This is a genomic window from Halobacillus alkaliphilus, from assembly GCF_900113125.1.
Classification (GTDB): Bacteria; Bacillota; Bacilli; order Bacillales; family Halobacillaceae; genus Halobacillus; species Halobacillus alkaliphilus.
In genome coordinates this window covers 1-20,166 of the sequence record NZ_FOOG01000006.1, presented here as the reverse complement: position 1 = coordinate 20,166, position 20,166 = coordinate 1, and the positions used below count along the sequence as shown (strand labels likewise).

The window sequence follows — 20,166 nt, the reverse complement described above, 5'->3', positions numbered from 1 at the left end:
TTGAAGGAGGATTTGTCTTGAATTTAGAAGAACCTACGCGCGAGAATCTTGAATTCATTATTAACGATATGGCGGATCGGTTACAAGTTGTGAACCGCACCATCATGGATCCTGATGATTACGATTTAGAAAAGTATGACGAGATTAAGGAATTACACGATATTGTTCAAATGAAAGGACAGTTGAGTGTGTCTGAGATCCAAACGTTTGTTCAAGAATTGGGAAGGTTTCGGAAACCTCAATAGAAAAGATCAATAATAAAAAGGACAGGCCAGAACTTCATCCAAGTTCTAGCCTGTCCTTTTTTCAGGAAAGGGCTCCGTGGTTTTCTAATGCTTTTTGTGCAGCCCGCTGCTCTGCCTCTTTCTTCGTTCTGCCGACACCGATTCCACCCACTTCTCCCTGGATCCGAACATGAGCAATAAATTCTCTGCTGTGCGCAGGTCCTCTTTCTTCTACAATTTCATATTCAATCTTACTATTTTTATCCCGCTGAATAAATTCCTGGAGTTGACTTTTAAAATCCATCGCATGAGAAAAAGCACCTTTTTTAACCTTAGGGTATACATACTTCTCTAAGAATGTAACCACCTCTTCAAAGCCTTGATCCAAATACAAAGCACCAATGAAGGCTTCAAATACATCAGCGAGCAAGGCCGGCCGGTTGCGTCCACCGGTTAATTCCTCTCCTTTGCCCAATAAAATAAGCTCGTGAAAGTTAAGGTCTTTAGCGAAATCTACAAGAGAAGCCTCACAGACTATAGAAGCCCGGAACTTGGTAAGCTCTCCTTCTGCCATATCAGGAAACTCCCGGTACAGGTATTGGGAGACACCTAATTCCAAAACAGCATCACCTAAAAATTCCAGACGCTCATTATCCTTGCGCTCCGTTTTACGATGCTCATTCACATAAGATGAATGTGTGAAAGCTTGTTCCAGTAACGAGACATCCTGGAAGTGGATATTAACTCTCTTCTGGAAACTGGAAAAATCATCCATAAATCACCTTGTCCTTTGCTATAAATTTCTCATCAATAGGAAAGGCTGCCTGCTTTTACACAGACAGCATGTTTGAAGGGTTATAGTACACTGTTTATGTAATTCACAGCGTCCCCAACTGTATTGATTTTTTCAGCTTCTTCGTCTGAGATTTCCATATCAAACTCATCTTCAAGCTCCATTACAAGCTCTACTACGTCTAAAGAGTCTGCTTCTAAATCTTCTTTGAAGGAAGCCTCCATTGTTACTTTAGATTCTTCAACGTCTAAACGATCAACGATGATTTGTTTTACACGATCAAATGTATCTGCCATTGGACTTCACCTCCCTTCAGTCATTATAGTAAATTTTCAAGCGAAAAACCATATCATTTTTACATGACCATTCCGCCATCCACATGTAAGGTCTGACCAGTCATATAAGCAGCGTCTTCTGAAGCTAGAAAACGTACGACGCGAGCAACGTCTGCCGCTTCACCAAGACGGTTCAGAGGAATTAAGGATAACATCTGTTCTCTTTGTTCGAAAGTAAGCGACTCTGTCATATCTGTAGTAATATAACCCGGAGCAACGGCATTAACCTGAATATTCCTTGAAGCAAGTTCTTTGGCATTGGACTTAGTCATGCCGATCACCCCTGCTTTTGCGGCTACATAGTTAGCCTGGCCAGCATTTCCTGAAACCCCTACGATAGAAGCTACATTGATGATCCGACCGTACTTTTGTTTCATCATCTGACGCGTTACACCTTTGGTACAAAGAAACACGCCTTTAAGGTTTGTATCAATAACGGAATCGAATTCTTCTTCTTTCATCCTCATAAGTAAGTTGTCTTTAGTAATACCTGCATTATTAACAAGAATGTCAAGGCGGCCGAATTCATCTACGACTGTTTTAATCATTCGTTTAACATCGTCCTCACTCGTTACATCAGCCTGGATTTTGACAGCTTCTCCACCCTGATTAATAATCTCCTGCACTACTTCTTCTGCTTTATCTTCACTGCCAGCATAGTTAACGGCGACTTTAGCCCCTTTAGAAGCGAGTTCCATAGCAATGGCTCGTCCAATTCCACGGGAAGCCCCAGTAACGAGGGCTGCTTGTTCTTGTAACATTAAGAGTCCTCCTTATACCATTGGGTAAATTGCTCTACTGTTTCAGGATCTTGAACATTAAATGTCTTCATTCTACGCTTGACCTTACGTACAAGTCCGCTCAAGACTTTTCCATGACCGATTTCTACGATGGCATCAACATCTTCTTCTACAAATGCTTCAAGTATTTGCTGAAAACGGACCGGGGAATATAACTGCTTAACAAGAAGCTTTTCAATTTCATCCGCTTCTGTAACAGGACCTGCAGTAACATTTGCATATACAGGTACAGACGCTTCCGAAATCGAGTTCTTCGACAAATGGTCTGCAAAGTCATCACTTGCGGGTTTCATGAGACGAGAGTGGAAAGGTCCGCTCACATTCAAAGGAAGTACACGCTTAGCCCCCGCTTCGGACAGCTGTTCTGATGCCTGTGCTACTCCGTCTTTTGTTCCAGAGATTACAATTTGCCCAGGGCAATTAATATTGGCCAGATCAACAGGCTCCTCCTCATTAAAACCTTCCAGCACTTTCTCGATTTCCTCATGAGAAAGTCCCAGCACGGCCGCCATTGAACCTTTTCCAGTTGGGTAAGCTTCTTCCATGAGCTTCCCTCGAGTGTGTACAAGCTGAACAGCCTCCATTGGGTCAAGTGAACCGGAAGCTACAAGAGCACTATATTCGCCTAAACTATGGCCCGCTGTCATAGAAGGTTTGATACCTTCTTCTTTTAAGACATGGTTAATAGCCACACTATTCAGCAATAGAGCTGGCTGTGCGTTCTCCGTTTTAGTTAGTTCTTCCTGGGGACCTTCGAACATAAGTGTGGTCAATGAATAACCGAGTACATCATCGGCATCATCAAACATTTTTTTCACAGAAGGATAGAAGTCATACATTGCTTTACCCATTCCTACTTCTTGCGATCCCTGTCCCGGAAAAATAAAAGCTGTTTTTTTCACTTTTTTTCCTCCTCTGATTGAATGGTCTTCAGTGTATTCGAGATGGTTTGAGTGACATCAAGTTCGATCATCTCACAAGCCTGCCGGATAGCGTTATAAGCGGCCCGTTCGTTAGAGGAGCCATGCGCTTTAATTACAGGCGCTGCCAGTCCAAACAGCCCTGCCCCTCCGTACTCTGAATAATCCAGCTGACCTTTAAGTTTTCTCAAGTCATTTTTAGCTAATCCTGCAGCAATTTTTGTCTTAATATTGCTCATAAACGTTTTCTTCATCATGGAAAACATGGTCATTGCGGTTCCTTCTATGGTCTTAAGTGCTATATTACCGGTGAACCCATCTGTTACAACGACATCCGCCGCACCATCTAGAAGGTCACGAGCTTCAACATTTCCAATGAAATTAATTGGGGCCTCTTTCAAAAGCTGGAAAGTTTTTTTAGTAAGGTCTGTACCTTTTCCATCTTCAGTCCCTACATTGAGCAATCCTACACGCGGCTTGGAAATTTTCCGTACGTTTTCTGCATAAATGGAACCGATAACTGCGTATTGAAGCAAGTGCTCAGGTTTTGCATCTACATTGGCACCCACATCAAGCATTAAGAATCCCTGACCGTCCTGGGTAGGTAATGTTGGGCTGAGAGCTGGTCGCTCCACGCCTTCCATGCGTCCCACTACAAAAAGACCGGCGCTCATTAATGCTCCCGTGTTACCCGCAGATACACAGCCGTCTGCTCTTCCTTCCTTTACCTCCTTAGCCATTAAAACCATGGAAGCGTTTTTTTTCCTTCGTACAGCCCTGACAGGCTCATCTTCCGAAGTAATCACTTCTGTTGTATGTACCACTTTAATATTAGTCTGTCCTTTTAGAAAAGGGTTAATCTGTTCTTGATCTCCGACCAAAGTAATTTCGACACCTTCAATCGTTTCAGCCGCATGAACAGCCCCTTTCACGATGGCTTCTGGTGCGTGATCCCCGCCCATAGCATCAATAGCTAGTTTCATAAATTGATCCTCCTTCTATTGATTCGAACGGAACATCTCAAATGTACCCGCAAACACTTCTTCATTTCCAACGTAACTCTGAACACTCACAATGGTGTGACCTCTGGAATCTTTCCCTTCTACATTGGCTTTTGAAACGACACGCTCACCAAGTTTCACTTGTCTACGAAAATGGATATCCGAGCGAGCGGTTAAAGCAAGTTCATCATTGATCACGGCCACTGCTAATGAATTTGCCTGAGCAAAGAGGTGATGACCTCTCGCTATATTGTTTCTGGAAAATACGTGCTCCGGCCTAATGTCTAAAATAGAAATGGCTCGTTTATCCAGCTCTAAGTCCACAACTTCACCAATGACTTCTTCGATCGGCAAGGCTTTCACAGTCTCATTCCACTCCTGGGTAGCTACTGATTTAATTCTTTCTCTCAATTCTGGAATGGACATTTCCATCCGGTCCAGCCGAATGGTTTGGATGCTGACTCCAAAGCGGCGAGCGAGTTCCTCGTCCGTGGTAAATGGTGAAACCTCAAGTGTCTCCTTCAACTCTTTTTGCCTCAAATTTTTAGACTTCTTCATCGTAATTCCACCGTCCAATTAATCAAAAGCAGTCGCTTTATGACTAGGTACTAATAGTAATATATAATACCACATTCATTTTCGCAAGGATCATGTATTGCCCAATGGAATCTTACTTTACACCTGCTTCGATTTGTAAGAAACGAGCGGTTGCATCTAAGTAAACTCTGGTCCCTAAAGGAATTCCATAATTAGGCGCGCAGTGTCCGGCAGGGAACCCTTGAAGGACAGGGAATTTATAAGGATTAAAAAATTGGCGGAGCACGTTTTGGCTCTCATCACGCTCAGACGCCTTGAGATTGAAGTCGCCAAGAATCACACCTTTGACATGCTCAAACTTACCTGCGAACTGCAGTTGCAGCAGCATTGCATCAATTCTGTAAGCGGGCTCATCTATTTCTTCAAGAAATAAAATTCTGCCATCTGTATTCAGTTCAAAATCGGTGCCCATTCCATCAGCAAGTACAGTTAGGTTTCCTCCTACAAGTACCCCCTCAGCTTTACCGTCCTGAATAGAAATAAAAGGAAATTCAGGATAGCGGCAGATTATATTTTCAGGTATAAACAATTGTCTTAAGGATAAGGTGGTTTCATTATTAATGGGAGTTCTCCCAAGGTCAGAAGCAACCATAGGCCCATGGAAAGTAACTAAATTACTGTATTTATGAATGGCAGTGTGTAGATAGGTAATATCACTGTATCCCCAAAACACCTTAGGGTTGCATCTGAGTATTGAATAATCAAGATTAGGAGCAAGCCTTGCCGTACCATATCCCCCGCGCGCGCAAAATACTGCCTTAATGCAGGGGTCCAGAAACATACAATGCAAATCTTCTAATCTTGCCTCGTCAGAAGCAGCTAAATATGAAAAAGTAAGGTTTTGATTAAACACATGGGCGCCTAGGACAGGATTGAGTCCTATAGAGCGTAAGACGCCCAAACCTCTTTTCAGCTCCTCTTCTACTGGAGGTCCAGCAGGGGCTATGACCCCGACTCGATCCCCGTAGTTAAGCCGTTGCGGTTTCACCATTCTACCACCAGCTTTCATTAAGTCTTCGAAACATATCTAATGCTTCATATATGAGGAACAGAGGTAGAATATGTGAGAGAAACGGATTAATCGAGAACTTCACCCATTATTTGTTTATCCTGATAAATAAGATCTCTTAAAGAACGGTAATGACGATCCTTGTCTAACCGCTCCTCTGTGATGATTTCAGCTGCATCACGGCGGGCAGTTTCAAGGGCACGGTAGTCATGAACCATATCCCCCACTTTAAATTCTGGCATACCACTCTGCTTTCTTCCGAAGAAATCACCTGGCCCTCTTAGCTTCAGGTCCTGTTCAGAAAGTTCAAACCCATCCGTCGTTTCAGTCATGATTCTCATCCGCTCTTTTCCTACATCACCTTTTGGATCAGCAAGTAAAATGCAATAACTCTGATCAGAGCCACGTCCTACTCTTCCCCGCAACTGATGCAGCTGGGATAGACCGAAACGTTCCGCATCATAAATTACCATTACGGTAGCATTGGGGACGTTAACTCCAACTTCCACTACAGTAGTAGAAACCAGTACTTTCAATTGGTTTTCAGCAAATTCCTGCATGACTTCCTCTTTTTCTTCGTTGTGCAATCGTCCATGCATCAGTCCAACCGGTATATTCGGTTCAAATACAGAAGAGAGCTGATTATAAAGGTCAACTGCATTTTGGATATCCAGCTGGTCCGATTCTTCAATAAGTGGACAAATCACATACGCCTGATGTCCTTGATCAATTTCTTTCTGAATAAACGCCAATACCCGATCTGTCATTTCGCCTTTTACCCAGTAAGTTTCTACCGGCTTCCTTCCTGCCGGCATTTCATCAATGACAGACACATCCATGTCCCCAAATGCCGTAATTGCAAGTGTTCTCGGTATTGGAGTAGCCGTCATAAAAAGCACGTCCGGATGCAGACCTTTATCTCTCAATGTTCTGCGTTGTCGAACTCCAAAACGGTGCTGTTCATCAACAATGACAAAACCCAAGTCATGAAACCCTACTTCATCCTGAATAAGGGCGTGGGTTCCAATCAAAATATCAATATGCCCTGTCCCGACAGCTTCTAAGATCTCACGGCGCTTTTTGCCTTTAATGGAACCTGTCAGGAGAGCTACTGAAGCACGGCCTTCAAACATTTCCGTAAGCGACTGATAATGCTGTTCTGCTAGTATTTCAGTCGGAACCATAAGTGCGCCCTGCTTCCCTGCCGTAATAGAAGCATAAAGGGCAATAGCAGCCACTGCTGTTTTACCCGATCCGACATCACCCTGAAGGAGACGATTCATTCGGTGAGGATTTTTCATATCTTTCAGAATCTCAGCAAGTGAACGCTTTTGAGCATTAGTCAATTCAAATGGCAGCTCCTGCACAAAGGAGGTTAGTTTACCGTTATCATAGGCTTGGGCATTCCCTGTAGTTGACTCACGATGATGTTTTCTTAACAGCTGCATTTTAAGCTGAAAAATAAGAAATTCCTCATAAATGAACCTGCGTTTGGCATGTTTTAGCATAATTCTATTATCAGGGTAGTGCATCTGCCTGATAGCTTGCTGGCGTTCGGGCAACTTGTACGCCCGCTGTAAATCCTCAGGCAGAATTTCAGGTATCTCGTGTTCATAGGCATCAATCGAAGCCTTAATAAACTTTCGCAGAGTAGTAAGGGGCACTCCTTCTTTCAAGGTATAGACAGGCTGAATAGGGGCCTGACTTTTGGATTCACCTTTCTTAAACTGGCTGACAGTGATCTGCAGCCTCTGTTGGTCCCACTTCCCTGTTACAGTTACCGTATCTCCTGCATGAAGCTGTTTTTTTGCGAAAGCCCGGTTAAACATAACAGCTTTTACAGCAAATTGCTCCACTTGGAGCGTAAACGTTAACCTAGATTTTTTTCGACCATAAAAGCTAAGGGAAGGTTCAGAAACAACCTCCCCTTCGATCGTAGCTTTTTCATTATGGGTCAATTCAGTTAATGGTTTGACTTCATAAGAATCGTATCGAAACGGAAAATAAAACAGAAGATCCTCGATCGTAAACAGACCAAGTTCATTCAACTGCTCCTCCAGTTTCTCCCCGACTCCTTTTAGTTCACTAATCGGATGGCTTAACACTATATTCACTCTTTCTTCAACGAAATTCCATACACTTTTGCTTCCAGTTCTCTTCCTGTAGGAGTGGCAGCAAGTCCGCCTTGAGCAGTTTCACGAAAAGCTGAAGGCATACGCTGACCAACTTTATACATCGCATCGATTACTTCATCGCAAGGAATACGACTGGTCACCCCTGCCAGAGCCATGTCTGCTGCCACAACGGCATTTGAAGCTCCCATAGCATTTCTTTTCACACAAGGAACCTCCACTAAACCCGCAACGGGGTCACATATTAAACCTAGCATATTCTTCAGGGTAATGGCCATCGCTTCTGCTGACTGAGAGGGCGTACCTCCCGCCATTTCCACAATAGCAGCAGCCGCCATCCCCGCTGCTGAGCCTACTTCAGCCTGACAACCTCCGGCAGCTCCAGATATCGATGCATTATTCGCAACTACAAAACCGAAGGCACCTGAAGTAAACAGATAACGAACCATTTGATCCCTCGTTGGGTTCAGCTGATTTTTTACTGCAAATAAGGTACCCGGTACACACCCGGCGCTCCCCGCCGTAGGGGTTGCACATATGGTCCCCATCGCTGCATTGACTTCATTGGTAGCCACTGCTTTACTGACCGCATCCATAAGTAAGTTACCGGAAAGCGGTGTATGATTTTTCATATAATTTTGTATAAGGACAGCATCGCCACCCGTTAGTCCGCTGTGGGACTTCACACCTTTCAATCCATCTTCTATCGCTTTTTCCATAACCTCGAGGTTCTTTTCCATGTGATCATAAACTTGTTCTCTCGTAAGTTCTTTAACTTCCATTTCCTGCCTGATCATAACTTCTGAGATTTGAATATTTTCACTTTCAGCGAGCTCAACCAGCTCTGCAACATTTCGAAACATAAATAATGCTCCCCTTCTCCTGACGTTAGTCTGATATTTTCGCCACCTGCGTAATATGGTCAGCACGTTCAAGCTCACTTAATACCGAATCACCAATGTTCTGATCTACTTCTATAACCATAAGAGCTTGTTCGCCCTGGGCTTTTCTGGACACTTCCATTCGTCCGATATTAATCTCGTGTTTAGCTAAAATGGCGGTAGAGGATGCTATGGCACCATATCGATCATTGTGAATCAAAAGAATAGCTGGATGACTGCCGGACAAACGCAGTTCGAATCCATTTAGTTCCGTAATTTCCGCTTTACCTCCGCCAATCGAGATTCCGACAAGCTCAAGTTCGCCGTCATCATCCCCAATTTTTAAACGTGCCGTATTTGGATGGTCAGTATGTGCTTCTTCTTCGTAAAAACGGACCTTCATGCCATTTTTCCGAGCTGTTTTTAAAGCATCCCTTATTCGTTCGTCGTATGTGTCATAATCCAGCAACCCGCCAATAATGGCTACATCCGTTCCGTGACCTTTATAGGTTTTCGCAAATGATCCATATAAGTGGACATTCGCATACTTTGGCTCTCTACCAAATAGATGACGGGCGGCTCTTCCAATCCGAGCTGCTCCAGCCGTATGTGAACTAGATGGTCCAATCATTACCGGACCGATAATATCGAATACTGATCTATATTTCATTTCTTTCACCATCCCTATTCTCTCTCTTGGTTTCCACTGAGAAAACGCTTTCTTTCACAACCAGATCCTTCTATATTTTATCATAATCCTAATCTAACAGCTCACTATTTACAAAAAAGGAACAGATAAACTTGATAGAAAGGTTGGAGAAGAGTAGAATAAAAATTTGTGGGTTACTCGGTAACCGGGCGGGAGAGGGATAATTTCATAGAGGAGATTGAAATGTTCAAGCACCAGACTCAACACGTCAGCTGGAAGAAAGAATGGACAGCCGGACTGATCGGGTACTTTACAACTGTTTATATCGTAGCAGTTAACAGTCAGATACTCGAGAGTGCCGGACTTCCGCTTGAGAGCGGAATGGTGGCCACTATTCTTGCCAGTGCGATTGGCTGTTTGATCATGGCCATATACGCTAATGCGCCTATGGTTCTCATTCCAGGTATGGGTGTTAACGCCTTATTTGCCTACTCGATTGTCGAAGGGAGCGGTCTTAGCTTTCAAGAAGGACTGGCCGTCGTATGTATCGCTTCCCTGCTGTTTTTAGTAACAGCTTTTACTAGACTTGGAGACTGGCTTAAGCACGCAATTCCCGAATCTTTAAAACACGCAATCACTGTAGGGCTTGGTCTGTTCCTGACTCTGATTGGCCTGGAAAAGGGCGGCCTCGTTGTTCGCGGGGAACATTCCTTGATTAGTTTAGGAAACCCATCTTCAGCCGTGGTGATCACGAGCTTGATCACCCTGTTTATCGGGATTTTTCTTTTTACTCGGAACGTTCCAGGGAATTTTCTTGTAACCATGGTTATAGGAACGATCATTGCCCATTTTACGGGAATTCTTGAGGCCCCAGGCTCCATGATTTCTCTCGATGAACAATCCTGGGTATTTATCCCTGATTTTTCGGGTATTAGTGATTTCGGATTTTGGATGGCCGTATTTCCACTCGCCATTGTGCTTATCTTCGAGAATATGGGGTTGATTCATGGTCAGCTTGGAATGCTTGAACAGAAAGGAAAGTTTAAACGATCCTTTCAAGCCGCTTCTTTTTCTGCGTTGAGCAGTGGGTTTTTAGGAACGTCGCCTACGGTCTCATCTGCTGAAAGCGCAGCAGTTATTGCTTCCGGCGGAAAAACAGGGAAAGCCTCCTTAACGATGGCTGTCCTGTTTATAGGAACCCTATTTTTAATACCTTGGATATCAATGGTCCCTTCAACAGCTATCAGCCCGATTTTAATCATAGTTGGGGCTTTGATGGTTCAAAATATTAAAGAGATCCCACTGGACGAATTGTCAGAAGCCATGCCTGCTTTCCTGATTATTGTTATGATTCCTTTCACCTATTCCATCGCTGATGGAATGGCGTTTGGATTTATTGCCTACCCGATTGTTAAATTCGCCATTGGGAAGCAGCGAGAACTCTCAACGCCTGTCGTACTCATCGCCATGGTCTTTCTCATTGAATTTATCATGCGCTCGCTTGGACACTAAGAAAATATAAAAGCGCATTTTTTAGGTATTTACTCTCAACAAAACCCATGAAGCCAGAGGCTGGCTTCATGGGTTTTTATATGTTCTACCGTTTAAATTATCTCCACCGAATCGATATCTTCAAGTGACCACAATCTAAGTCTCCAACTGAGGTACATAACATAATGTTGAGTCCATCTGGAGTATAACTCGTGTCCAGCTTTGACTGAATACCCGAAGCCTTGAGTAATTGGATTAGTTTACTTTTATTCGATTGTTGAGCTGCATTCATAAGTTCTGCGGCCAGGTCCGGGGAACTTGTTATGTGATCCATTAATACTTCTGCTTCTTTTAACAAAACCTTCATTTGCTCAGCCGATTTTATAAGTAGTTTAGTATTTACTTCGGGGTAGGTTCTGTAAGCGAAAGCTTGACTTTGGTAACTAGGGGCTACATAAAAAGTAGGCCAATACGCCGTGGGATAGTAATAAGGATAAAACAACCGCGCCCCTCCTTTTTGTCATGTGCAATCTACAACAGTATATGGATAAGATCTCAAAAAGAAAGTTGTCCACTAGGAAAGCCATTTTCTGCAAGGTTTAAAAATGACTGATTATAAATAGAGACTATTGCTCCTGTTAGTCTGTTGAGAAAGGCATGATTTCAAAAAATGAAACAGTACTGGTTTATCCGCATGTGACTCTTGTTATTCACCAAAAAACTCGCCCCTTTCTGCGAAGGAGCGAGTTTCCATTTACCTATGAATAGCTAAAGAAGCGTGTTGCTTTCTCACTCATTGTTTCTCAAATTATAAATCACGCGAGCAGCTTCTGCACGAATAGAAGAGTCCTTAGGCAAAAATTTATTGCCTGGTACACCGACCATCAATTTAAGCTCGTAAGCGGCTTTAACATCTTCGGTAAACACACTGCGAATTTCATCCGCATCTTTATAGGTGTGATCGCCTTCAGCGTTGTACTCTCCATTTTTATATTCGTAGGCACGCACGACCATGGCAGCCATTTGCTCCCGTGTAATGGAAGCAGATGGATCAAATTCTGTTTCGCCGACACCATATACAATTCCATTTTCGTAAGCGGCTGTGATCTCTTCCTGATACTTATCAGGCACATCCTTAAAGGGGCTTTCTCCTTTGGCGGTCAGTCCAAGTTCCCTTGTAAGCAGCATCGCAAATTCAGAACGAAGCAGCGGATCTTTTGGACCAAAGTTGCCATTTGGATAACCTTTAATAACCCCATCTTCAGCTAAAGCATATATTTCTTCTGCCGCCCAGTAACCCTCTGGTACGTCCGGAAAGACAGTCGTTTTATCGGGCGTTTGAAGATCGATCCTATAGTCCGCGTATCCATCATTCCTTTTTTCAAGAAAAGAGATTTTCTGCTCATCGTCTGCATACTTTTGAGCATCAGGGGACGAACGGAAGGTTAACAAAGGGTCTCCATTTATCGGTTCAAAAGACCAATTACCATCCGCTTCCGGATTAATGGTTTCATTCTGACGAATATAGTTTACAAGAACTTGTCGGTTTTCATCCGGAGATTTAACCACAATGTTATCACCATCAGGGTTGGCAAATTTGGAAGCCGCCCGATAATTGTTAGTGGCTACTAAAAATTCCTGAGACGCATCGATGGCTTCTCCTTTGTATTTAACATTCTTTATACGATGACTATCATTGATCTTTTCTCCGTCGTTATTATAGCGAGGGGGTTCAGTTACATCAATTTCGTAGGTTAAACCATCGATCACGTCAAAGTTATAACTGCGAAAACCATTATTCACCAGTTCCTGCTGCTTATCTGAGTCTGCATTTATTTCGTTAAACTGGCCCGCACTCCATTCAAGCCATTCTACTACTTGCTCTCCAGTTATCTTAGAGGCTTGGAGGTTATTCGGATACTTATAAAGTGAAGTGGTATCTTTGATCGCAAGCTCTCCCGCTGGAATATCCGTAAAATCACTGACTCCGTCTCTTCCTGCTTTGAAAGGGGCGGCAGCGGATAATACAGGTAGTCCATCCAACTCAGTACCTTGAATATATTTCTCAAGGTAAGTCTTCTGTGCATCATTTACAATTTGGACCGTTGGGTCATCTAATACCTGGGCAAAATAACTGTAAAGAGGAACTTCAGTTTCGCCTACAGGTGTAGCCACATACTCCCTGGTCGCCTCATGATCATGTTGAACTTGACTGACAATTTCCTCGTTCGCTTCAACCAAAGGTTCTCCATTTTTAGAATCATAAATAGGTATTGCATTAGCACTTCCTTGCGTCACATCCCATTCACCTTCTGTATATTCGAGCTCCAAATCAATAATCCCAAGATCTGAGCCCCAAAAACCAGCTTGTGTTGTTGCTACGCCATTGATTGTTCCCTGCTCAAGGTTGATATTATATCGACCATCTAATGAAGTATAATCCTCACTAGGGAAAGTCTGATGGGAATGACCAAACATAAGCGCGTCGAAACCTTCAACTGTCGATAGTTGATAGGTCTGATTTTCAGCACCTTTCTCATATTCTTCCTTTGAGCCAAGCCCAGAGTGAGCAATGCCTATGATAACGTCCGCACCTTCTTCTCTCATGTAAGGAATGAATTTTTCTGCGGTTTGTTTTAAATCACGCGTGGTTACCTTCCCTTCTAAGTTGTCTTTATCCCACGTCATAATTTGAGGCGGTGTGAATCCAATAACTCCCACTTGAATCGTATGTACGTCACCATTTTGATCTGTAACTTCGCGATCCAGAATCACATATGGATCGAAGTAGTTCTCGTCGTTATCTGGATTGTCGTCACCGTCGTCCTTATACACATTGGCATTTACATATGGGAAATCAGAACCTGCGACAGCTTTATCCAAAAATTCCAGACCATAATTGAATTCGTGGTTGCCATAATTACCAGCATCATAGTCCAGGAGATTCATAGCTTGATAGACAGGATGCTTATGACCTTGTTCATCTAATACCTTTTGATCAACGATATAATCAGCCATGGGATTGCCCTGAATTAAATCTCCATTATCGAAAAGCATGGAATTCTCTACTTTGCCTCTTTCCTGATTAATTAGCGTTGCAGTATTAACAAGTCCGACTGTGTCATCCTGCTTATCCGTAAAATAATCATAATTCATCACATGACTGTGCAAATCCGCCGTTTCCATTAATCTTAAATCCACTACGTCACCCTCATCCGTCTGAGCGTTTACGTTAGTCGTCCAAGTTGAAGCAGCTAAAACCCCAAGAAACATAGCCGAACGGAACAACCATTTCTTCTGATTTTGTTTCAAGTCGCCACCTTACCTTTCATTAAAGTATAATATTGTAATCATTTATATATTTTAACATTTAAAATAGAAATTGAGCAGTTTTTTAGACAGACCGAAATAAAAACAGCGATCATCTTTCAACCGCTTTTCCATAAAAAAGACTTGAAGAGAATAAAAGCCTCTTCAAGTCTTTTTCAATTTGACAGGGTGCTGAATGATTACAAGCTACAAAAAGTTACCTGTCCATTTCTGTTTTATTATATTTCCTCTACCTAACTCTCAACTTTCACATAAAGCTTGTTTATTACAAAAAAAGTTCTCAAAATAGTCTTCAATCACTTTTATCTCTGAATAAGGCACCTTCTCATCCCCGATAACCTGGTACCCCCCAAACCCGATTCCTGTTAATAAAACCAGATCACCAGGTTCAGCTAAATCAAATGCATAGTGAATGGCTTCTTCTCGATGTAATACTGAATGAATGTGAGAAGCTGAGGGGTCTTTGAATCCTTTTAATACATCGTCTACGACTTCCTGACGATCAGCGTGCCCTGGCTGATCAACACTGACCACAATTTTATTTGCCATTCCCTCAGCCACTTCTGCCATCAAGGGACGTTTTTTTGGATCCCTGAGACCCACTCCTGTGATCATAACAATTAAGTTGCGGTAAGGAATGTGTTGGACAGCATTCAATATATTGAAAAGAGCGTCAGGAGTATGAGCATAGTCTAAAACAATTTGAAAAGGGGCTTCGTTTTCTACGATTTGAAAACGCCCTTCCGGACTTTGAATTGTTGAAACCACCGATAATATCTGTTCTGCAGAGTAGCCCATTTGGCAGCAAACCGCTACAGCAGCGAGGAAATTAGATACATTATAGGTTCCATAAATAGGTGCATGGATGTGGTACTCCTCGTTAAACAAACGTAATGTAAACGAAGTTCCCTCCATCGTTGTACGGATTTCTTTAGCGGAGATATCAGCCGGTTCTTCAATCCCGTATGTGATTAAGGTTCCCTTGAAACCTCTTATTAGTTCTTCCGCCATTTGTGGATCATCTGTGTTAACAATTGCACTTTTGGACTGATCAAACAGCTTCATTTTCGCTTGTTTATAAGCTTCCATAGTACCGTGAAACTCTAAATGTTCTGGCGTCAAATTGGTATGGACGGCTACGTCAAAATTGATTGTTGCTAAGCGTTTCTGCTCAATCGCTATGGAAGTGGATTCAATTATTGCAGCATTCATCTCTCTTTTTCGAAAATAGTGCAATACTCGGTGAATATCAGGAGCTTCAGGAGTCGTAGGTACTGTCTGCTTAAACTCTGTCTTTTTCTCATCATCCCATATTCCAGCTGTACCTAAGCTGCCTGTTGGCACGCGAAGGTCATTTAAAAGCGAATAAAGGAAAGACGAAACGGTTGTTTTCCCATTGGTTCCTGTGACGCCAATGGTGTAGAGGGAGTTCGATGGGGAATCATAAATGGTGGAAGCTAACTGGGCTAGAGCAATTCTAGTTTCGGGCACGCATATAAAACTTTTATCGTTATAAAAGGTCGAGTACATGTGTAACTTTTCACTCTTGGTACCTATAATGGTGTTTGCACCATTCTGAATAGCCTGCTCAATAAAAAGATGTCCATCATGCTTTTCACCAGCAATGCACACAAAAGCAGAGCCTTCTTCAGCCTCACGAGAATCATATACTACTGAGGAAACGTATTGACTTCCAGGACCATATGCGGTCCCTTGAAATAGGTTTGCAAAAATCAATTCTTTTTTAGTCATTATATGATATCATCCTTTGTTCACACTTTATGATACTAAAGCACCTTTGTTAGTTGTAAGTTCCCATTGGTTTATGCCTATAAACTTCCACAAGCTTCTCGATAGGTTTTCAATATGTTTGCAAAAAACCACGACTTTTATCCTATTTTTTAATAGCAGAAACTTTGAATTAAAATTGGAAATTTGGAAGCTTACTAAAGTCGTATCGCTATAGTAATCATGCGTATTCTGTTATTATTTTCCTTTTCTATAAATTGGAAAAAAGATAGTTGGAAAATAACCAAAAATTTGTCGAAAAAAAAGTTAAAAAAACTATTGCGTTACCCCCTTACTAGAGAGTAAAATTTTCAGTAATTCATCACTTAAGAAAACTAAAGCTGATTGAATGATACCAATGATTAAAAGGAGGTCATTAAAATGACCATGCTTTATTCCAAGGCTCGCGAGCTATTCGAAGAGGACTACAAAAACAGCCCAGAAGCCAAAGGACCTCAACTGTCTGCTTCCACAAAAGTGAAGCGAACTAAAAGCGGCAAACTTCTTATGCCTTTTCGTAAAAACAAAAGAAAATAAGAGAATGAAGTGGTGACATTTAGCTATGAGAAGAAAGCAAATAAAGGATAACGGTACTCAAGCCGTTCCATGGAATCAACGTCTGCATGACTCAAGTAGTCAAAAGACGTTGATTTTTTAATGTAAAGAAAAATAGTTAAACCATAATGGGGAATGTCTAATGAACAATCCTTTTCGGATCATAGAATTTGCAGCCCCATACATCTACCTCCAGATCATGCTTATCATTTTAGTTTTATAGTATACTAGTTCCTTTTTAAGTATCTTTCTTTATTCCCACCTAAAAGAAAAAACGACGAAAGTAAAATAATTCTATTTAATTGCTTTCTCAAATAGACTTTAAAAAGCCTTTTAGTTTATATTCTATATAACCTCTGTCCTTTGCTTCACACGTAACCCATAGCTTTTTTTACTAACACTGCAATCCCTTACTTAGCTATCCCATTTTCAGCTGAAGCATCATAACATTTAGAACGGATTCTTAGAAAAATAAAACTGCCGCACCCTTCGTCTAGGAGGAATACGGCAGCCAGCCGAATAGCTTAAGATTGGTTTCGCAGTTGCTTTAAGATTTCGAATCCTTTTGTAACGGATTGGCTCATAGCTGCACCGCCACCGTATGCAGCAGCTACACCCATAGCTTCATAAATCTCCTGATCCGAGCAGTCCATTGCTACACATTGATCCATATGGTAAGCGATGCTGGGTTCATCCCCTTCTTTCAAACTAATTGCCAGCGCCATTAAGTGTTTATTTACTTTCGTAACTTCTCCATCATTGAATGCTTCGCCAGTGAATCGATTGTACTCCTGTATGGTTTTTGGAAGATGCTCCGATAGTTGTTCAATTCCATTACGGTATTCCTCTAGTATAGTATGGGCTTTTCTTTCCATGAAATCACTCCTTAATATGTTCTATAATGCCATTCCTTTTTATACCAATACTAAACTATTGGATGTGCCACTTATAAATTACTATGGATCTCCTTTTCTCATCCATAATCTGGATGACCTGAGGTGCCAGGTTTTGGAACAAAAAAAGCAGCCTGTGGCAGGCTGCTTTTTTGGTTATGTGGTTTGGTCTGTTGGTCGTACTACAATTTCATTGATTGTAACTTCTGCCGGTTCTTCCAGAGCATAACGTATTGTTCTGGCAATGCTGTCCGGTGTGATCGCCTGTTCGTAGAGTTCGTCCACTCCACCTTTTACATCTTCATCCGTAATCGTAGATGTCAGTTCGGTAGAAACCGCCCCAGGCGAAATAATGGTTGCTCTAATCTTACTCTCTGCAGACTCTTCCATTCTCAGCCCGTCCGTAATCGCACGCACAGCAAATTTTGTACCGCTGTATACAGCACTTCCTGGAAAGACTACATGTCCAGCCACGGAAGAAATATTAATAATGTGTCCTTGTTTGCGTTCACGCATATGAGGTAGCACGGCAGATATTCCATAAAGAACACCTTTAATATTTACATCGATCATTTGGTCCCATTCTTTAACCTTTTGTTTATTTAGTAAAGAAAGCGGCATCAAGCCCGCGTTGTTTACAATGGCGTCTATTTGGCCCAGTTCGTTTTGAGCGAATTCAGCAAGCTCTTCCATTTCATCATAATTAGTTACGTCAGTTGCCTTATAGATTGCGTGTCCGCCATCATCGTTTACTTTATTCGCTAATTCTTGCAGCCGATCTTCCCGTCTTGCTGCCAATACTAGTTTAGCTCCTTTAGAGGAAAGTTCTTTTGCCGTTTCCTCACCGATTCCACTGGATGCTCCTGTGATAATAACTACTTGATCTTGTAAATTTGTCAATGACTAGCCTCCTAAATATATTCTAACTCTTCCAATTTTATTTCGATTTCAAAATGTATGTTACCGAAATAAACTTGTGTTAAACATTACCTTTCTAAGCCATGTTTTTTTCCACTTAAAAAGCTCCCTTAATAGGGAGCTTCTGATTACTGAACATTTTCTATTGGTCTTTCATCCTTATTCTCACTATAGCCTAATACCTCTGCATACTTTTTCTGCCACTTTTTAATGGAAAGTATGACTAACCCAATAGTTGCCAGTACAAGACCGATTAGTACCGGCCAGAAATAAGGAGAGACCATCCCTTCCGAATAGGCTACACCAATAGGAGAAAAAACTATATAAGTTGCACCTATACTTGCAATTAATATAACTGAAGTAGCTACACTGTACTTCCAGGGCGTCATGTTAATTTTCGGGCTATTATAAAACTTAAATGCCTTGGATCTCGGCTTAAAGTAAGCGAAAGTAAGCATCATTATAACTTCTATCGCAAAAAGTATGCCGTAAATATGAATAAAATGAATATTAACGGCAATTCCAAATAACTGATTGAATCCCCACACCATTAAGTAATAAGCAAAAACATGAAATATTATTGCCACTTTAGCTGCCTGCGCAGGAACTTTTCTAGAGAGTACACCTACTAGCACTACAACAATAATAGGAATATTAAAGAAGCCGGTAAACTTTCTTATTAAATCCCATAAACCGTTCGGCGCATTCATAAGCAGCGGAGAGATAAAGAATGTTACGAGCGCAATAATACTTCCGAATTGTTTACTCACCTTAATCAATTTCTGTTCTGAGGCGTCCTTATTAAACGCAGGCTTGTAAACATCGAGCGCAAACATGGTGGCTGCACTATTTAATAGAGAATTGTATGAACTAAGCACTGCTCCGAGGAGAACAGCTAAGAAGAAACCAGAAAGGTATGGTGGAAAAACATTTGTCACAAGGGTTGGATAAGCCAGATCCACCGATTTCAAATCTCCTCCGTATTGGTGAAATGCAATTACTCCGGGAATCATCATAAAAAGAGGAACTAGTAATTTATAAAAACCTGAAAAAATCACCCCTTTTTGACCTTCTTTCATGCTGTTCGCGCCAAGAGTACGCTGAATGACATATTGATTAGATGCCCAGTAAAACATATTCGCAAAGATAAGACCTGTAAATATAGTTCCAAAAGGAACCGAATCTTCCGGGCCTCCTATTGCATTTAGCTTCTCTGGATGATTGGTTGTTATTGTTTTCACACCATTTAAAAGTTCTCCGTCTCCTAAAGTGATCAACCCTAATATTGGTACGAGCGCTCCTATAATCAATAAACCAATTCCATTAATCGTATCGGAAACAGCGACGGCTTTAAGTCCTCCAAAGATAGCATACACTGCCCCTATAATACCTATAGCCCAAATAACCACCCATACGGAATGGGTATATGAAATATCAAGTAGCTCTGGTACATTAAATAGTTTCAAGACAGCAAGCGCACCAGAGTATAGCATGGACGGAATTGTTACAAGCACGTATCCAACCATAAATAGTATAACAGTATAACGTCTGACTCCCTCGTCAAATCGCTTACTTAAAAATTCAGGTAGTGTAGTAATGGATAAATTCATGTATTTAGGAAGCAAATACAACCCCATTAACACAATAGCCAATCCAGCCGTGACTTCCCAGGCCATGTTCGAAAGATTTGTGCGGTAGGACTGACCATTTAATCCAACTAATTGCTCAGCAGTTGAACTACCCCCACTTACTCGCTGACGCTCCTTGAAGTTGGGGGATTCCTAAGAGCACGAACCTAACGGTTCGTTCAAATGATTAGGCTAGCCCCGTCGCACCGACGGTTGGAAGGA

General features: G+C 41.9%; 18 protein-coding genes and 1 pseudogene. 3 read left to right on the top strand and 16 right to left on the bottom strand.

The annotated features are described in order from the left end of the window. Positions 1-17 precede the first annotated feature (17 nt). Positions 18-245 carry a DUF1128 domain-containing protein gene (locus BMZ06_RS05295; protein ID WP_089750847.1) on the top strand — a complete coding sequence of 76 codons (228 nt, stop codon included), beginning with the start codon at positions 18-20 and terminating at the stop codon, positions 243-245. Positions 246-306: 61 nt separating this feature from the next. On the opposite strand, the gene rnc is transcribed toward BMZ06_RS05295, so the two are convergent. The 10 genes from rnc to sdaAB form a co-directional block, all read right to left on the bottom strand. After that, complete coding sequence (gene rnc, locus BMZ06_RS05290; protein WP_089750845.1) at positions 307-999, bottom strand: ribonuclease III; 693 nt, start codon at positions 997-999, stop codon at positions 307-309. Positions 1,000-1,079: 80 nt separating this feature from the next. After that, positions 1,080-1,313 carry an acyl carrier protein gene (acpP, locus tag BMZ06_RS05285; RefSeq protein ID WP_089750844.1) on the bottom strand — a complete coding sequence of 78 codons (234 nt, stop codon included), beginning with the start codon at positions 1,311-1,313 and terminating at the stop codon, positions 1,080-1,082. Between the two features lie 59 nt (positions 1,314-1,372). Beyond that, positions 1,373-2,113, bottom strand: a complete 741-nt coding sequence (gene fabG, locus BMZ06_RS05280) for a 3-oxoacyl-[acyl-carrier-protein] reductase (protein ID WP_089750842.1) — start codon at positions 2,111-2,113, stop codon at positions 1,373-1,375. Continuing rightward, positions 2,113-3,054 carry an ACP S-malonyltransferase gene (gene fabD / locus BMZ06_RS05275; protein ID WP_089750840.1) on the bottom strand — a complete coding sequence of 314 codons (942 nt, stop codon included), beginning with the start codon at positions 3,052-3,054 and terminating at the stop codon, positions 2,113-2,115. The genes fabG and fabD overlap by 1 nt, the downstream gene beginning before the upstream one ends. Beyond that, positions 3,051-4,055: a phosphate acyltransferase PlsX gene (plsX, locus tag BMZ06_RS05270; RefSeq protein ID WP_089750837.1), complete on the bottom strand. Its 1,005-nt coding sequence runs from the start codon at positions 4,053-4,055 to the stop codon at positions 3,051-3,053. Before plsX ends, fabD begins: the two co-directional genes overlap by 4 nt. Before the next feature lie 15 nt (positions 4,056-4,070). Continuing rightward, positions 4,071-4,631 (bottom strand): transcription factor FapR, encoded by a 561-nt coding sequence (gene fapR, locus BMZ06_RS05265; RefSeq protein WP_089750835.1) that lies wholly within the window; start codon positions 4,629-4,631, stop codon positions 4,071-4,073. 112 nt (positions 4,632-4,743) lie between these two features. Further along, positions 4,744-5,661: a S66 peptidase family protein gene (locus BMZ06_RS05260; RefSeq protein ID WP_089750833.1), complete on the bottom strand. Its 918-nt coding sequence runs from the start codon at positions 5,659-5,661 to the stop codon at positions 4,744-4,746. Positions 5,662-5,747: 86 nt separating this feature from the next. Beyond that, positions 5,748-7,784 (bottom strand): ATP-dependent DNA helicase RecG, encoded by a 2,037-nt coding sequence (recG, locus tag BMZ06_RS05255; RefSeq protein WP_089750831.1) that lies wholly within the window; start codon positions 7,782-7,784, stop codon positions 5,748-5,750. A gap of 5 nt (positions 7,785-7,789) precedes the next feature. Next, the gene (gene sdaAA, locus BMZ06_RS05250) at positions 7,790-8,674 is read right to left on the bottom strand and encodes an L-serine ammonia-lyase, iron-sulfur-dependent, subunit alpha (RefSeq protein ID WP_089750829.1); all 885 of its coding nucleotides are present in this window, start codon (positions 8,672-8,674) and stop codon (positions 7,790-7,792) included. Between the two features lie 25 nt (positions 8,675-8,699). Further along, the gene (sdaAB, locus tag BMZ06_RS05245) at positions 8,700-9,362 is read right to left on the bottom strand and encodes an L-serine ammonia-lyase, iron-sulfur-dependent subunit beta (RefSeq protein WP_089751054.1); all 663 of its coding nucleotides are present in this window, start codon (positions 9,360-9,362) and stop codon (positions 8,700-8,702) included. A 222-nt stretch (positions 9,363-9,584) separates the two neighbouring features. Between sdaAB and BMZ06_RS05240 the strand changes: the two genes are divergently transcribed. Then, positions 9,585-10,853 carry an NCS2 family permease gene (locus BMZ06_RS05240; RefSeq protein WP_089750827.1) on the top strand — a complete coding sequence of 423 codons (1,269 nt, stop codon included), beginning with the start codon at positions 9,585-9,587 and terminating at the stop codon, positions 10,851-10,853. Between the two features lie 97 nt (positions 10,854-10,950). On the opposite strand, the gene BMZ06_RS05235 is transcribed toward BMZ06_RS05240, so the two are convergent. From BMZ06_RS05235 to BMZ06_RS05225, 3 genes are all read right to left on the bottom strand, one after another. Next, entirely contained in the window at positions 10,951-11,334 is a 384-nt protein-coding gene (locus tag BMZ06_RS05235) for a YuzC family spore coat inner layer protein (protein ID WP_089750825.1), read from the bottom strand. 287 nt (positions 11,335-11,621) lie between these two features. Next, positions 11,622-14,144 carry a bifunctional 2',3'-cyclic-nucleotide 2'-phosphodiesterase/3'-nucleotidase gene (locus tag BMZ06_RS05230; protein WP_089750823.1) on the bottom strand — a complete coding sequence of 841 codons (2,523 nt, stop codon included), beginning with the start codon at positions 14,142-14,144 and terminating at the stop codon, positions 11,622-11,624. 258 nt (positions 14,145-14,402) lie between these two features. After that, positions 14,403-15,914 (bottom strand): UDP-N-acetylmuramoyl-L-alanyl-D-glutamate--2,6-diaminopimelate ligase, encoded by a 1,512-nt coding sequence (locus BMZ06_RS05225; RefSeq protein WP_089750821.1) that lies wholly within the window; start codon positions 15,912-15,914, stop codon positions 14,403-14,405. Positions 15,915-16,331: 417 nt separating this feature from the next. Between BMZ06_RS05225 and BMZ06_RS20590 the strand changes: the two genes are divergently transcribed. Further along, positions 16,332-16,487: a hypothetical protein gene (locus BMZ06_RS20590; RefSeq protein WP_175477803.1), complete on the top strand. Its 156-nt coding sequence runs from the start codon at positions 16,332-16,334 to the stop codon at positions 16,485-16,487. A gap of 542 nt (positions 16,488-17,029) precedes the next feature. On the opposite strand, the gene BMZ06_RS05220 is transcribed toward BMZ06_RS20590, so the two are convergent. The 3 genes and pseudogenes from BMZ06_RS05220 to BMZ06_RS05210 form a co-directional block, all read right to left on the bottom strand. Next, a complete protein-coding gene (locus tag BMZ06_RS05220; RefSeq protein WP_089750820.1) occupies positions 17,030-17,380 on the bottom strand; it encodes a carboxymuconolactone decarboxylase family protein in 351 nt (116 codons plus the stop codon). A gap of 174 nt (positions 17,381-17,554) precedes the next feature. After that, entirely contained in the window at positions 17,555-18,298 is a 744-nt protein-coding gene (locus BMZ06_RS05215; protein WP_089750818.1) for an SDR family oxidoreductase, read from the bottom strand. A gap of 146 nt (positions 18,299-18,444) precedes the next feature. Beyond that, positions 18,445-20,037, bottom strand: a pseudogene (locus BMZ06_RS05210) (solute:sodium symporter family transporter); the annotation flags it as partial. Between the last annotated feature and the right edge of the window lie 129 nt (positions 20,038-20,166).

Excerpts from the sequence above, each read along its gene's own strand:
- rnc (WP_089750845.1), bottom strand. The coding sequence starts at position 999 with ATGGATGATTTTTCCAGTTTCCAGAAGAGAGTTAATATCCACTTCCAG.
- acpP (WP_089750844.1), bottom strand. The coding sequence starts at position 1,313 with ATGGCAGATACATTTGATCGTGTAAAACAAATCATCGTTGATCGTTTA.
- fabG (WP_089750842.1), bottom strand. The coding sequence starts at position 2,113 with ATGTTACAAGAACAAGCAGCCCTCGTTACTGGGGCTTCCCGTGGAATT.
- plsX (WP_089750837.1), bottom strand. The coding sequence starts at position 4,055 with ATGAAACTAGCTATTGATGCTATGGGCGGGGATCACGCACCAGAAGCC.
- fapR (WP_089750835.1), bottom strand. The coding sequence starts at position 4,631 with ATGAAGAAGTCTAAAAATTTGAGGCAAAAAGAGTTGAAGGAGACACTT.
- BMZ06_RS05260 (WP_089750833.1), bottom strand. The coding sequence starts at position 5,661 with ATGGTGAAACCGCAACGGCTTAACTACGGGGATCGAGTCGGGGTCATA.
- sdaAA (WP_089750829.1), bottom strand. The coding sequence starts at position 8,674 with ATGTTTCGAAATGTTGCAGAGCTGGTTGAGCTCGCTGAAAGTGAAAAT.
- sdaAB (WP_089751054.1), bottom strand. The coding sequence starts at position 9,362 with ATGAAATATAGATCAGTATTCGATATTATCGGTCCGGTAATGATTGGA.
- BMZ06_RS05240 (WP_089750827.1), top strand. The coding sequence starts at position 9,585 with ATGTTCAAGCACCAGACTCAACACGTCAGCTGGAAGAAAGAATGGACA.
- BMZ06_RS05225 (WP_089750821.1), bottom strand. The coding sequence starts at position 15,914 with ATGACTAAAAAAGAATTGATTTTTGCAAACCTATTTCAAGGGACCGCA.
- BMZ06_RS20590 (WP_175477803.1), top strand. The coding sequence starts at position 16,332 with ATGACCATGCTTTATTCCAAGGCTCGCGAGCTATTCGAAGAGGACTAC.
- BMZ06_RS05220 (WP_089750820.1), bottom strand. The coding sequence starts at position 17,380 with ATGGAAAGAAAAGCCCATACTATACTAGAGGAATACCGTAATGGAATT.